The organism is Sphingobacteriales bacterium (assembly GCA_016700115.1).
GTDB lineage: Bacteria > Bacteroidota > Bacteroidia > Chitinophagales > UBA2359 > UBA2359.
The window spans coordinates 4,539,560-4,553,915 of sequence record CP064999.1 but is presented as its reverse complement, the minus strand read 5'-3'; the positions used below and the strand labels follow the sequence as shown (position 1 = coordinate 4,553,915).

Here is a 14,356-nt window from a genome sequence, read left to right as displayed (position 1 = left end):
ATTTTAATCCCATCCTTGTCTTTTTTTGAGGGACTGTATATGGGCAAGATGATGTTTCCCATGCCAGGCGTATAGACCAATGGCATATTGAAGCGTAAATTCACGCTTGTTTTCAGGGTGGTAATAGGTTTTGTTTAAATCTTGTTGGGTCAGAGAAAATAGCAGATGTACCCATCTTGCATGTAAATGAACGAGTAATTGAAAAGAGACCTGAACCGGCATTGAGTAATCTGGTAAATTGGCCCAACGCTCTTCAAAATAAGGCTTAATGGTGGGATTTTCTTCTGTTAAAGCCAACTTAAACCGGATAAAACTATTGAGATGACTATCTGCAATATGGTGGATGACTTGCCGAAGAGTCCATCCTTCCGGCCGGTAAGGTGTATTTAGCTGTAACTCGTTTAAATGCCCGGCTTCAGTTTGAAGCTGAACGGGCAATTCGTCAATTTCTTTTATCCATGTATTGATTAAACTTACCGGATATTCCTGAGGTTCTAAAAATTCTCCAATTGGAAAACGAAGTTGGTACAAATTTGTATTTTGCATGTGGGTAAATTGGTTTAAGAAGGAAGTAAGCGGCAAACCGAATTTTGCAAATATAGAGTTTTTTGAGTAAATTTCATCAAAACAAACAACTATGAAACCTAAAATAGCCATACATTGGTTCAGAAGGGATTTGAGATTGCACGACAATACCGCACTTTGGAATGCCTTATCGGGAAACTTACCGGTACTTCCGTTATTTATATTTGATAAAAACATTTTAGATCAACTTCCTGATAAAGATGATTCAAGGGTAAGTTTTATTTATCAAAGCATTATTTTGCTGCGGAGAGATTTGTTGTCTAATAAATCCAATATAATAATCGCTATTGGTAAACCTTTGGAAGTATGGAAAAAAGTGCTGGAAGAATTTGAAGTTGGGGCTGTTTATTTTAACCGCGATTATGAACCTTATGCTCAACAACGCGACCGTCAGATTTATGAATTTTTGTCTTCAAAAGGCATTCCCTTTTATGGGTTTAAAGACCATGTGATTTTTGAAAAAAGTGAAATATTAACCGGCACAGGAAAGCCGTACACTGTTTTTACCCCATATAGTAAAAACTGGAAAGCACAGTTCGATAAAAATCCGCCAATAATTACAGGCAATGCGCTCGACATAAAAAATTTTTATCCCTATCAACCTTTTATACTGCCTTCTTTAGAAATGATAGGGTTCTCCTCCAAAAGAAATGATTTCATTCCTATTACAGTCAAAGACAATTTGATTGAGAATTACGAAGTGTTTAGGGATTTTCCTGCTGTTAACGGCACTTCAAGATTGGGCGTACATTTCCGTTTCGGTACAATCAGCATCCGTGAAATGGTTCTGAAAGCCACAAGCTTTAGCCACAAATGGTTGAATGAACTGATTTGGAGAGATTTTTATCAAATGATACTATATCATTTTCCACATGTTGTTACTCGTTCATTCAAGCCGCAGTTCGATGCCATAGAATGGAGGAACAATGAGGAAGAGTTTGAAAAATGGTGTCAAGGAATGACCGGCTATCCTTTTGTAGATGCAGGAATGAGAGAACTCAACGCAACCGGGTTCATGCATAACCGGTTGAGAATGATTACAGCAAGCTTTTTAACCAAACACCTGTTAATTGACTGGAGGTGGGGAGAGGCTTATTTTGCCGGAAAGTTATTGGACTACGAACTTGCATCCAATAACGGTGGCTGGCAATGGGCAGCAGGTACCGGTTGTGATGCAGCTCCTTATTTCAGAATTTTTAATCCTGCAACTCAGGCAAAAGAATATGACCCGGATTTTACCTATATAAAAAAATGGGTACCGGAATACAATAAGGTAACTTACCCCAAACCAATCGTTGAACACAATTTCGCAAGGTTGCGAGCACTTGAAACATACAAAAAGGCAGCAAAAGACTTATAAACCAATTTTGTAAGTAAGAATTCAGACATTCCGGCCAGTTTTAAACTCACCTGTTTTTCCCCTTTGATGCAGAGATATATTGTCCTATCTTTGGCCATACAAACATTTAAAAGTTTTCAAGTGTTATGCAAATTCCATTGCTGCAAGATGTAATCGTAATATTAAGCCTGTCTGTTTTGGTGGTTTTAGCGTTTTACCGCTTCAAGCTACCATCCATCATCGGATTTCTGGCAACCGGAATCCTGATAGGCCCAAATGGTTTAAGTCTTGTTCATGCAACCCATGAAGTAGAATTATTGGCTGAAATTGGAGTCATCTTGCTGCTTTTTGTTATCGGATTGGAACTTTCACTTAAACAGCTTATTGCCATCCGAAAAACTGTTTTTATAGGAGGGGCTATTCAGGTCGGATTGACAATTTTAGCAGCAATAGTAACACTTGTTTTGTTTAAGATACATTGGGCATCCGCAGTTTTTATAGGTTTCCTGTTTTCGTTGTCAAGTACGGCTGTTGTACTTCGTATATTGCAGGAAAAGAACGAAATCAATGCACCACATGGTCGAATTTCATTAGGTATCCTCATTTTTCAGGATATTGTGGTCGTTCCTATGATGCTTATCACCCCAATTTTAGCCGGCAATTCTGAAAATGTGGCGTTAGAAGTTTTAATGTTATTGCTTAAAACAATCGGAGTTTTGGTAATTACGCTGCTTAGTGCAAAATATGTTGTGCCAAAATTGTTTTATTTAGTAACCAGAACTCGCAGTAAAGACCTGTTTATACTTACAACAATTGCAGTTTGTTTCTTAGTAGCTTTCCTCACATCTTTTGCAGGTTTGTCACTCGCTTTGGGTGCTTTTTTAGCCGGACTTATCATCTCTGAATCTGAGTATAGTCATCAGGCAACAAGCAATATCATTCCTTTCAGGGAGTTGTTTACAAGTTTCTTTTTTGTGTCAATCGGCATGTTGCTCGATATGAATTTTTTATTGTCCCATTTAGCCTTGATTTTATTCTTAGCAGTTATTGTCATTTTCTTAAAGGCAATAATTGCCGGATTAGCTGCTGCTTTTTTGCGTTTTCCCTTTCGGGTTGTCATACTAACGGGGCTATCTCTATTTCAGGTTGGAGAGTTTTCGTTTATACTCTCACAGACCGGCATCAAAGAAGGACTTTTAAGTTCGCTTCACAATCAATATTTTTTGTCAGTTTCTATTATTACTATGGGAATAACCCCATTTATCCTGCTCAATTCTGAACAGATATTTAGATTTTTACTAAAACTTCCTATATTCAAACAATTTAGTCTTAAACAGACCCCTCAGCCGGCAAGCCTTGGAACTTCAGAGAATTCATCCATTGACAATCATTTAGTAATTATTGGTTATGGAGTAAATGGAAGAAATGTATCACGGGCAGCCCGTTATGCCAATATTCCCACGCTTATTGTAGAACTGAATATGGAAGCTGTGTTAGAAGGTAAAGAAAGAGGGGAGAAGATGGTGTATGGTGATGCTACTCAAGAACATATCCTACATGAAGTGCAACTTGAAAATGCAAGAGTGGCGGTCATAGCCATTTCAGATCCACAAGCAACCAAAACGATGGTAGCGAACATCCGAAACTTATCTCCAACAGTTTACCTCATTGTTCGTACTCGTTTTGTAAAAGAAACAGATGAATTACTTAATCTCGGAGCTGACGAAGTTATCCCCGAAGAATTTGAAACATCCATCGAAATTTTTGCAAGGGCACTTCAAAAATTTTTAGTTCCTATAAACGACCTCGACAAATTGGTTCAGGACATACGTTCCGACAATTATCAAATGCTAAGGCCTATCAGAGCTTCTAATCCTTTGCCACAAACCGAAACCTTACCAAACTTTAATATTGAATGTGTCAGAGTGATTGCCGACAGTGGTGAAGTAGTAGGCAAAACCATTCACGAAGCAAATATCAGAAAGAATTATTCAGTCAATATTCTGGCAATTTCAAGAAACGGAGAGTTGATTTCCAATATCACTCCGGAATTGAAAATCCTTCAAAATGATTTACTTTACCTGAGTGGAAACACAAAACATATAGCCGCTTTTTACAAAGAAGTAAACTGAAATGGATTAGTCGGTTTTTCTGTTCAACAACTCTGAACAATCAGGTCTTTGTATCCTAAGGTTCATTTGTAATTACATTTTGTAATTAGTTGCTTTAGAATCATAATCTGGTTATTGATTTCCTTAAAGATGCAAAATATTTTTGTATTTTTTTTAAAAAAAGAATGAAATTCTTTTGAAAAGCTAATATTGTTGGTATTTTTGCCCCATAAGGTAAGAACAAGGGTTAATTTGCTAATTTTGCACATTCAATCAGACTATTTGAAAGCTTGTAATAACCTGACAATATTGAAAACACCCCCGGATAAAAAATAGAAAATGTCAAAAGAAAAAACCACAACACAAGATTTGCTTACGGTTGAATATACAGAAGACAATATCAGGTCGCTCGATTGGAGGGAGCATATAAGATTGCGTCCGGGTATGTACATCGGTAAGACAGGAGACGGTAGTTCGGCAGACGATGGTATTTACATACTCATCAAAGAAATCATAGACAATTCTATTGATGAATATGTAATGGGATTTGGGAAAAAAATAGAGATAAAACTAAATGGCCAGCGAATTGAAGTTCGAGATTATGGACGTGGTATTCCTTTGGGCAAAGTGTTGGATTGTGTTTCAAAAATCAATACAGGTGGAAAATATGATTCAAAGGCATTTAAAAAATCTGTCGGACTGAATGGCGTGGGAACTAAAGCAGTTAATGCTTTGGCAAAGAAATTTTCAATTTATGCGGTACGGGACGGTCAGATGAAAAAGGCTGAATTTGAACGAGGAGAATTGGTTAGTGATCCCCCGGTGATGCCAACCAAAGAGCCAAACGGCACATTTATCTCTTTTGAACCGGACGATCAGATTTTCAGGAATTACCATTTCATTGCTGAACATATTGAAAATCAGGTTTGGAACTATGCCTATTTGAATGCCGGACTGAGCATTTATTTAAATGGACAGCAATACTTATCAAAAAACGGATTGCTCGATTTGTTAGGTCGTAAAACCAATCCGGATGAATTGCGCTACCCGATTATACATCTGAAAGGGCATGATATGGAAGTTGCCCTAACGCACGGCGATCAATATGGGGAAGAATATTATGCTTTTGTAAATGGACAATATACTCCACTTGGAGGCACGCATTTGGTAGCATTCAAAGAGGCATTAGTTAAAACTATTCGTGAATTTTACAATAAAAACTTTGATACTTCCGATATACGTGCTTCTGTCATTGCAGCAATCAGCATCCGGATTGAAGAGCCTGTGTTTGAATCTCAAACAAAAACAAAACTCGGTTCAGCAAACGTTGGCCCTGACGGAGTAACCGTCCGATCTTTTGTTACGGATTTTTTAAAAGAACACCTCGACAATTATCTGCACAAAAATCCTGCTATTGCTGATGCATTGCTAAAACGAATAATGCAGTCAGAAAGAGAGCGAAAAGAATTGAGTGGTATTAAACAATTGGCCAAACAACAGGCCAAAAAAGCAAATCTTCACAACAAAAAACTGCGGGATTGCCGCTATCATCTTAACGAAGACGGTGGAGGTGAAAAAAGGTTTGATAGTTCTTTATTTATAACAGAAGGAGATTCCGCAAGTGGTTCAATTACCAAAGCCCGGAGTGTTGAAACTCAGGCAGTGTTTAGCCTTAGGGGAAAACCCCTGAACTGTTTTGGCTCAAGCAAAAAAATTGTCTATCAAAACGAAGAGTTTAACCTCCTCCAACACGCCTTAAATATAGAAGATGGATTGGATGGACTTCGGTACAACCAAATTATAGTGGCTACTGATGCCGATGTGGACGGAATGCATATCCGCCTCCTTCTTTTGACTTTTTTCCTTCAGTTTTTTCCGGATTTGGTTCGAAACGGACATGTCTATATTCTCGATACTCCTCTGTTCCGGGTGCGTGATAAACAACAGACCTTTTATTGTTACAATGAACAGGAAAAACAAGAGGCTATCAATCGCCTGAGAGGAAAACCTGAAATTACACGATTTAAAGGTTTAGGTGAAATATCCCCCGATGAATTTGGCAAATTTATTGGTAAAGACATCCGGCTTCAACCTGTTTTACTTAGTCAGGATTCTACAATTTCCAAACTCCTTTCTTATTATATGGGCAAGAATACACCTGACAGACAGGAGTTTATCATCGAAAACCTCCGCTTAGAAGAGGAATTGGCAGAAGTTTTTCTTCAGGAAGAAGAAACTGACCTTTTAGCAGTTTAAGATGTATATTACTATTTTATAGACTTTCTAACTACTTTTTCCACAATGTCTGAAAAAAACGGAACCCCTCCCCATAGTGGCAGTCATGAAGTTACCCATGTCAATGATTTATACAAAACCTGGTTTTTGGAGTATGCATCCTATGTGATTTTAGACAGAGCAGTTCCTACACTTGAAGATGGACTGAAGCCTGTTCAGCGCAGATTAATGCATGCTTTGAAAGAAATGGATGATGGACGCTACAACAAGGTAGCCAATGTCATCGGTCAAACTATGCAATATCATCCCCATGGTGATGCCTCAATTTATGAAGCACTGGTTAACTTAGGACAAAAAAACCTGCTCATTGATACTCAGGGAAACTGGGGAGATTTTAGAACAGGAGACAGTGCCGCCGCTGCTCGTTATATTGAAGCAAGGTTGTCAAAATTTGCCCTTGAAGTTGCTTTTAATCCTGACATTACGGAATGGCAGCTTTCTTATGACGGCAGAAAAAAAGAGCCTGTCAACCTGCCTTTAAAATTTCCTTTACTGTTGGCACAAGGCGTTGACGGAATTGCCGTAGGTCTTTCGACCCGGATTTTACCGCATAATTTTCAGGAATTGTGTAAGGCTTCGATTGCCATTTTACAGGGAAAAGACTTCACCCTGTATCCGGATTTTATGACCGGAGGGATGGCAGACTGCTCTGATTATCGGGAAGGACAACGTGGCGGTAAGGTTAGAATCAGGGCAAAAATTGAAACCCCGGATAAAAAAACGCTTATTATACGTGAAATTCCATTTAGTACAACTACCTCCAGCCTTATTGAGTCAATCATAAAAGCCAATGATAAAGGAAAAATTAAAATCAAAAAAGTAATTGACAATACTGCAAAAGAAGTAGAAATCAGCATAGAACTTCCTCCGGGGGTATCTCCTGATGTTACAATTGATGCCCTTTATGCATTTACAGACTGCGAAGTATCTGTTTCGCCTTCCTGTTGTTTGATTATAGACAAAAAACCGCGATTTATTGGAGTAGATGAGTTGCTCAAATTTTCTACCGAACATACCTTGTTGTTGCTGAAAGCAGAGCTTTCTTTTAAACTTAAAACCCTGTTGGAGCGGTTGTTTTTTGCATCGCTTGAAAAGATTTTTATAGAAAAACGCATTTACCGGAAAATAGAAGAATGTGAAACTTTTGAGGCAGTCATTGATACTATAGACAAAGGATTGAAACCTTATGTCAAAGACTTCATCAGAGAAGTAACCCGCGATGATATTATCAGGCTGACAGAAATTAAAATTAAGCGCATCAGCAAATATGACTCATTTAAAGCAGAGGATGCTATTAAATCTTTAGAAGAAGAAATTGCCTTAATCAGACATCATCTTGATCACTTGACTGAATATGCCATCGGTTATTTTAACGATTTGTTAAAGAAATATGGCAAAGGCAGAGAGCGTAAGACCGAGTTGAGAAATTTTGATACCATTGCAGTTGCTCAGGTAGCACAAGCCAATCAAAAATTGTACGTCAACAGAAAAGACGGTTTTATGGGCTATGGTCTGAAAAAGGACGAATACGTTACAGACTGCTCCGATATTGATGATATCATTGTGTTTCGTGCTGACGGCAGGTTTTTGGTTACTAAAGTTTCAGAAAAAACATTTGTAGGAAAAGACATTGTACATATTGATGTTTGGCGGAAAAACGATGAACGGCGAATTTATCACGCCATTTATTTAGATGCAACAGCCGGCAAAAACTTTGTCAAACGATTCGCAGTAACTGCCATTACCCGCGATAAGGAATACGACATGACTTCAGGAGCAGGTAAAGGTTCAAAACTCCTCTATCTTTCCGTCCACCCAAACAGCGAAGCAGAAAAAGTTTTGATTTCTCTCCATCCTACAAGCAAGGCTAAAATAAAAGAATTCGAATACGATTTTGGCGAATTGCTTATAAAAGGCCGGGATGCAAAAGGCAATATTCTGACTCCGCACCCCATCAGAAAAGTGGTGCAAAAAGGAGTAGGAGCTTCCACTCAGGGGGGGAGAAAAATTTGGCTGGATGAAAGTATTGGCCGCCTCAACACAGATGGACGTGGAAAACTGTTGGGTGAATTTGACACGGGAGACCGCATTACCATTATTCACAAAGATGGCAGTTTTGAGTTGACGGATTATGAACTGAGTAACCGTTTTGATTTGCCGACGATTTCAATTGTTGAAAAGTATAACCCTCAAACCGTAGTTTCTGCCATTTATTACCATCCTGAGAAAAAGGCTTATTATGTAAAGCGCTTTCAGATTGATGTGGTGAAAACCGGGCAAAAGTTCTACTTTACAGGAGAAGATAAAAAATTCGAACTATTGTTTGTGTCCACATCTTCACAAGTCAGTATTGTCTATCATTATATCACCGACAAATCTAAGACCAAAGGACATACAGTTGTGGATTTAGATGAAGCCGTCAATGTTCAGGGTTGGCGTACTTTGGGCAACAAAATCACATCCTATAAAATTACCAAAGTAGAACAAAACAGCATTGAAGCCAGAAAAAAAGTTCATTCAGAAACAGCACTACCGGTAGAAGATTCTCCGGCTGAAACTTCAGAAAAAGAACAGGGAGAGTTGTTTTAACAGAAACCTGTTTCTGGTCAGGATTCAAAATGTTTGTAAAAACGTTCTATGTTACGGCTCAAAACCATTAATTCTTCGGCATGAATTGATGTTTTTTGATTGATGTCTTCTATGGTATTGAACAAACGGACAATTTCGTTCAGTGGTATCCCTGTTTTTGAAGAAATATATTGATAAGTTGCCTGAGAAAAGGTCAGGTCTTTTAGGAATAGTTTTGTTCTGAGCCACGACAAAAAGTAAGTTATTTTCTTTTCTGCTAAATCTTTATGGTTGCCATGTTGAAAATAGAGGTTCCCGACTGTTTTGGTAAACTCTAATGTTGTATTTGACAAGGGCTTGATTACCGGAATGATGCGCTGCATACGTTTTGATTTAAAAAAGATGAACAGAAGTAAAGTGGAAAGACCTATATAGATAGCCCATCTTAATGCCTCAATCGAAAGAACATACCTAAGCGGAGAATCCCCTTTGCGTCCAAAAGCCTTGTTATTTGGTTTGTAATATTCATCCCAAAAGACAGTTGCAACCGGCAAATAGGACAAGATTTTTTCAGCGTATGTATGGTTGATGCCATTCACTAAGTAGTAATTGGTAAATGCTACAGGAACTGAACTTAAATAAAAGTTTCCTTCACCATATTCTATCTGTAAAAAATTAGCCCGGTCTCCAATATTCATACCCAACACTGTAGTGCTGTCTGTTTTGAATTTATCGAAATAATAATTAGCTCTGTGGAAAGTTTGAAAATTATAGTCTTCATTTGAAGCTAACAGGGTGTCGGTAAAATTCAGTCCGATTAGCGTATCATTGAAAACAAAATAATAGTCCAGACTAAATTTAAGGGTATCTTGAATTTTATATCCAAAATTGGAAGCAGCAATAAAAACGTTGTTGCCTTTATCCACATATTTTAACAATTGTTCAACATCTGTTCGATCAGGCTCAAAGCTATCAGTAATGATGATATAATTAGAAGTAAAGGAGCTATCTAACATGCTTAATTCACCCTGTGGCGATAAATAAAGTGATTCATATAAAGTAACTGATACCGGATTGATATCTACAGAGGGGAAAACACTGTTTAACAAACTAAACATCACTTCACAACCAAAAGGGTCTTTTGAAGCAGAGGTGTAGTCAGGCTCCCATTTTATACTCTTGGGTTGGTTCAATTCCAGGACTATTAACAGGATAAACAGGAGTGCGATTGCCGCTATGATTAATTTATTGCGCATCAAACTTTTTCAGCTTTAATCATTGAACCGAACTGTTCAAATGCCAGACTTATTGAAGAGTATTCAAATTCTTTGATGGTAAAATTTCCGTACCAAACATAGTTAAATGCACGGGTTATATTTGTAAATGGTTTGTACAATCTGCTTTGTCTGAGTTCAGATTGGTAATCTTTATTGGTTTTATAGGCTTCCCAGGCAATCAATTCTTTATCGCTCAACTGTTTCAGTGCTTTAAGATAGTTTAATCTTACTGCCTTGCGGTAATCTTGTTGTTTTAATGATTCAGAAATCAGGGCTTCGAAATCAAGCTCATGAATATTTTCGTCAAATACCTCATAAGCCGGACCAACTGACCGGGAATTGCGGCGAAAAAAAAGTTTATTGATTGGCACATTCAACAACAAACTGACCAACAAAACCAGTATGAATGCAATTAAGACATATTGAAGCACATCGAAAGTTTTATTTACTCCGGCACGAGGGAAAAATCTTTCGATTAAACTATGTAACCACTGTAAAAAACGACCGATAAAAGAAACTTTTTCATCAGAGCGGTGATATTGGTAATCAGGGTCAGATTGAAATTTTTTTAAGGCAGCCTCATCAAAATTGCGCAATTCGGGCGATTTATAACCTGAGACTTTATCCGGGGTTAAAAACTTATCAGACTCTTTTTCGAATACATTAGGGGGATCACCACCTTTGATATGGGAAAAAGTACAAAAAACAAAGAAAACCCAAACCCAAAATGAAAAAATTGGGCGTTTAATTTTCTTTTTCAAAATGACTGTTGATATCATAGATTACCGCCTAAAAAAGGTAATCCGTTTCAGTCTTTTTCAAACAGTGCGACTGAACCGCCTACCCAGGGTTTTGTTTTTATTGTATTTTACCCCGATTAAATCAGCGCGACTGAACCGCGCAAGACTGATAATTTTTTCAGGTCTTTTAAGTTCAGGTTCCCAAAAATACATGATACGCACTTCTGTTTTTACCAATCCTTCGTCAGTGGTTTGTACAACCGGCTCGTATTTTACCTTTTTCTGTAAAAGGAAATTTTTCCGCTCGTCTTGAGGAATGGAATCTATATCTTGTTGGGTCGGATGAAAAATTACACCGGAACCCGAAAATGAGAAAAGCGGCTTTAGCACATAATTGTCCAAATCTTCAGGAAATACTTCAAAATCATTCAGAAACTTACAGGCAGGAATATATCGGCTTTTCATAAACGGCATGATGAATTTGCTGATTCGCAAAAACCAATTAGGATGTCCCGCCCATTCCACATCCACTTCTTCTGTCATGTTGAATTGACAGGTTAAGTCGGTTCTTTGGACAAATTCGTCAAATATTACCCGGTTATAGATGCGATAAACCGGTGTTTTTATCCCATTCCTTAAATAATACAATTTCCTTCCTTCCCGGATTAGTTCACTGATACAAACCGGTTTAATTCCGGTATAATGCTCATTAACTATAAAGTCAATAGCTGTATTTTGTTTGAGAGGTTCAATTTCGAGCAGGATTACATTTTCTGGAGCAAAGTTGTTGAGCAATACTTTTTTTAAGCGTTCACGGTAAGTTTCCGGGTTTAGTCCTGAGAACAAATGTGAAAAATTTTCGGGAACCGGGAAATGTTCGCGGTATTTTGCCGTCAAAAAGTCCTGATAGGCAAACAAAGAGGGAAACCCTTGCAATTCTATCAATTGTGGAATTAAATGACCTTCCTCATCCCGGCAAATCGCAAAATCAACTCCAAGAAACAAAGTATGTTTATCCTCATTCGGAACGTTTAATGAAGGAGGTATTGCGTGAACTGTCAGCTCATTGATGTTGGTGTCAACTAAAAAATCAATGATTTCATCACAGGCTGCAAACAAATGACGTTTAAGGTCTGAAGGTATAAACACAGGCGATTCGGCAACCCTGAATTTAATAGGGAACTGATAGGAGGAGTCCAGATCTTTTAAAAAATCCTGGTATTTTTCTTCGGTAAATGCCCGGTTATACTGCTGACGCAATGCAGGAATCATAATTGTAGCACTGAAATTTAAAAGATGGACTTAACTTAGAACAAGAATAGGCCTGAAAATCAAAATATCAGCATTAAAAGATAAGAACTTCGCTGCTTGTCTTGATCGTCATATCCAAAAATTTTGGTAAAATAGTGTTGTGAGTATGAACCAGTTTATCCGGGTCTTCAAGATGAAACAGGGTGTCGTAATACTTTTGCTCCCCATGTTGTTTGATGAGCAGATTTCTCTTTTCCTCCAATTGTAAATAATGAAAAAACCCGAAGGGATCTGCTTCGGGATGAAACTGTGTGCCGATGATAGAATCATTGAAACGGATACACATGACCGCTCTTTCTAAAGGAACGTGGGGACGAAATTTTTCGATACAGAGCACATTACCGCCCATTGCCTTTATTTGTTCAATATTGGGTTTAGTAACCTGATAATCGCGGGAGTCCACCGCCCAAAAAGGATTGTTAAGATCTTCAAACAAGGGTTCGGATTTACCCATCTCCGTTTTATGAATTGGCATAATGCCAAAAGAAGTGGATTTGCGGAGCGATACATGAGCAAGACCATAATATCTGCAGAAAATCTGGAAGGAATGGCAGATCAGAAAAACGCTTTTTTTGTTGTAAGGGCAGAGTAAATTATGCCGCATGATGTTATCTATAAGAGCAAAATACCGCTTTTCCCATAAACTGCCGGCACTATCTAAAGGACTACCGGGGCCACCGGTAGAAATATATAAATCGTAATCCAAACCGGGAACCTCAGCGTTACCTCTGGTATTAAAAACCTTGTACTCTATATCGGCATCTTTTTGAAGAGAAAAAGTGTCAATAATTTCGAGTATGCTTCTCATGCCTTGATTGGCATGACCGTCATACATATCAATAATTGCGACACGCGCATAAGGAGAAGGCATATTGAGTAATAATTTTCACTAAAAATGTTTTGACTTGCCTGTTACCAATAAGTTACTGCGGAGGAGTTATGACTTTCGCTGTATTTTTTCTCAGTAAGGCGGCAAGTTTTGTTGTTTTTTAAAAGGAGGTAAAAGTTAGCGCATGTTAAACTCCTTGCAAAGTTTGTTCCAAAATATAATCAACTACTTTAATCAGGCTTCCGGATTCTTCGTAAACTGCAAGCTGACGATCTGCACCGGTTCCGTTTTCCAAAATGGTGTGTACATAATTCACGGCATTTCTGCTGCCGAGATCATCCACGACATCATCAATAAATTCGAGCAATTCGATGATTAAAGATCTGGCGCGAACTTCCATTTCTTTTCCAAAATCAATCAAATTGCCATCAATGCCGTATCTGCTTGCCCGCCATTTGTTTTCGTTTATCAGAGCGCGAGGGTATATCATAAAGTTCAGGTTTTGGCTTCTCAGTTTATAAATTTTGGCGACCAAAGCCTGAAAAATTGCAGCGATAGCAATGGTTTCTTCGACTAAAAGAGGGATATCGCAAATGCGAAACTCGATGGTATCGAAAAAAGGATGCACTCTGATGTCCCACCATATTTTTTTGGCATTGTCAATACATCCGGTTTTTACCAAAAGATTAACATAGCTGATAAATTCGGCGTAGCTGTTAAAAAAGTCAGGTATTCCTGTTCGCGGAAACTTATCAAAGACCTTGGTTCTGAAAGACCGGAACCCTGTGTTTCTGCCTTCCCAAAAAGGGGAATTGGTAGAAAGGGCATAGACATGAGGTAAAAAATACCGCACCGTATTGGCTATATGGATGGCCAGATTTTTATCGGCAATTCCAACATGTACGTGTAATCCGAAAATGAGATTTGAGCGGGCTGCCTCCTGCATCTCATTGATGATATCTTCATATCGCGGATTTGGGGTGATGAGCTGGGTTGACCAATGTGAAAAAGGATGGGTGCCTGATGCACCTATTCTTAATCCGATACTTTGTGCTATGTCTGAAACCGCACGTCTTAAATGGGTGATTTCCCTTCTTGCATGTTCGACATCATCACAAATTGTCGTTCCTACTTCAACAACTGCCTGATGCATTTCGGCTTTTACCTTGTCATCAAGGGTTTTAGCAGCCATTTCAACAATTCGTTGGTCGTGCGATTTCAGTTCTCGGGTTTCGGGGTCAATCACCATATACTCTTCTTCGATTCCGAGTGTAAATTTTGGCTGCATATAAGCTGATTGG

Annotated in this window: 9 protein-coding genes and 1 pseudogene; 4 read left to right on the top strand and 6 right to left on the bottom strand. The window is 38.3% G+C overall.

What is annotated here, in order from left to right; genetic code table 11:
• Nucleotides 1–3: 3 nt before the first annotated feature.
• A complete protein-coding gene (locus IPM47_16290) occupies nucleotides 4–531 on the bottom strand; it encodes a putative metal-dependent hydrolase (GenBank protein QQS31505.1) in 528 nt (175 codons plus the stop codon).
• Between the two features lie 106 nt (nucleotides 532–637).
• On the opposite strand from IPM47_16290, the gene IPM47_16285 reads away from it, so the two are divergent.
• The 4 genes from IPM47_16285 to IPM47_16270 all read left to right on the top strand — a co-directional run bounded on the left by IPM47_16285 (nucleotide 638) and on the right by IPM47_16270 (nucleotide 8,919).
• A complete protein-coding gene (locus tag IPM47_16285; protein QQS28403.1) occupies nucleotides 638–1,945 on the top strand; it encodes a deoxyribodipyrimidine photo-lyase in 1,308 nt (435 codons plus the stop codon).
• A gap of 125 nt (nucleotides 1,946–2,070) precedes the next feature.
• Nucleotides 2,071–4,056: a cation:proton antiporter gene (locus IPM47_16280; protein ID QQS28402.1), complete on the top strand. Its 1,986-nt coding sequence runs from the start codon at nucleotides 2,071–2,073 to the stop codon at nucleotides 4,054–4,056.
• 318 nt (nucleotides 4,057–4,374) lie between these two features.
• Complete coding sequence (locus IPM47_16275) at nucleotides 4,375–6,291, top strand: type IIA DNA topoisomerase subunit B (protein QQS28401.1); 1,917 nt, start codon at nucleotides 4,375–4,377, stop codon at nucleotides 6,289–6,291.
• Nucleotides 6,292–6,336: 45 nt separating this feature from the next.
• The gene (locus tag IPM47_16270) at nucleotides 6,337–8,919 is read left to right on the top strand and encodes a DNA gyrase/topoisomerase IV subunit A (protein QQS28400.1); all 2,583 of its coding nucleotides are present in this window, start codon (nucleotides 6,337–6,339) and stop codon (nucleotides 8,917–8,919) included.
• Between the two features lie 17 nt (nucleotides 8,920–8,936).
• Here the strand turns inward: IPM47_16270 and IPM47_16265 are convergent, their stop codons facing one another.
• The 5 genes and pseudogenes from IPM47_16265 to IPM47_16245 all read right to left on the bottom strand — a co-directional run bounded on the left by IPM47_16265 (nucleotide 8,937) and on the right by IPM47_16245 (nucleotide 14,343).
• Nucleotides 8,937–10,154: a DUF4350 domain-containing protein gene (locus IPM47_16265; GenBank protein ID QQS28399.1), complete on the bottom strand. Its 1,218-nt coding sequence runs from the start codon at nucleotides 10,152–10,154 to the stop codon at nucleotides 8,937–8,939.
• Nucleotides 10,154–10,936 (bottom strand): hypothetical protein, encoded by a 783-nt coding sequence (locus IPM47_16260; GenBank protein QQS28398.1) that lies wholly within the window; start codon nucleotides 10,934–10,936, stop codon nucleotides 10,154–10,156. Before IPM47_16260 ends, IPM47_16265 begins: the two co-directional genes overlap by 1 nt.
• A gap of 47 nt (nucleotides 10,937–10,983) precedes the next feature.
• Nucleotides 10,984–12,187: pseudogene (locus IPM47_16255) on the bottom strand (hypothetical protein).
• 73 nt (nucleotides 12,188–12,260) lie between these two features.
• Nucleotides 12,261–13,097 carry a GMP synthase gene (locus IPM47_16250; protein QQS28397.1) on the bottom strand — a complete coding sequence of 279 codons (837 nt, stop codon included), beginning with the start codon at nucleotides 13,095–13,097 and terminating at the stop codon, nucleotides 12,261–12,263.
• Between the two features lie 145 nt (nucleotides 13,098–13,242).
• Nucleotides 13,243–14,343, bottom strand: coding sequence for a carboxylate-amine ligase (locus IPM47_16245; GenBank protein QQS28396.1), 1,101 nt, complete (start codon nucleotides 14,341–14,343; stop codon nucleotides 13,243–13,245).
• Between the last annotated feature and the right edge of the window lie 13 nt (nucleotides 14,344–14,356).

Coding starts and splice junctions, on each gene's coding strand:
- IPM47_16285 (QQS28403.1), top strand. CDS start 638: ATGAAACCTAAAATAGCCATACATTGGTTCAGAAGGGATTTGAGATTG.
- IPM47_16280 (QQS28402.1), top strand. CDS start 2,071: ATGCAAATTCCATTGCTGCAAGATGTAATCGTAATATTAAGCCTGTCT.
- IPM47_16275 (QQS28401.1), top strand. CDS start 4,375: ATGTCAAAAGAAAAAACCACAACACAAGATTTGCTTACGGTTGAATAT.
- IPM47_16270 (QQS28400.1), top strand. CDS start 6,337: ATGTCTGAAAAAAACGGAACCCCTCCCCATAGTGGCAGTCATGAAGTT.
- IPM47_16265 (QQS28399.1), bottom strand. CDS start 10,154: ATGCGCAATAAATTAATCATAGCGGCAATCGCACTCCTGTTTATCCTG.
- IPM47_16250 (QQS28397.1), bottom strand. CDS start 13,097: ATGCCTTCTCCTTATGCGCGTGTCGCAATTATTGATATGTATGACGGT.
- IPM47_16245 (QQS28396.1), bottom strand. CDS start 14,343: ATGCAGCCAAAATTTACACTCGGAATCGAAGAAGAGTATATGGTGATT.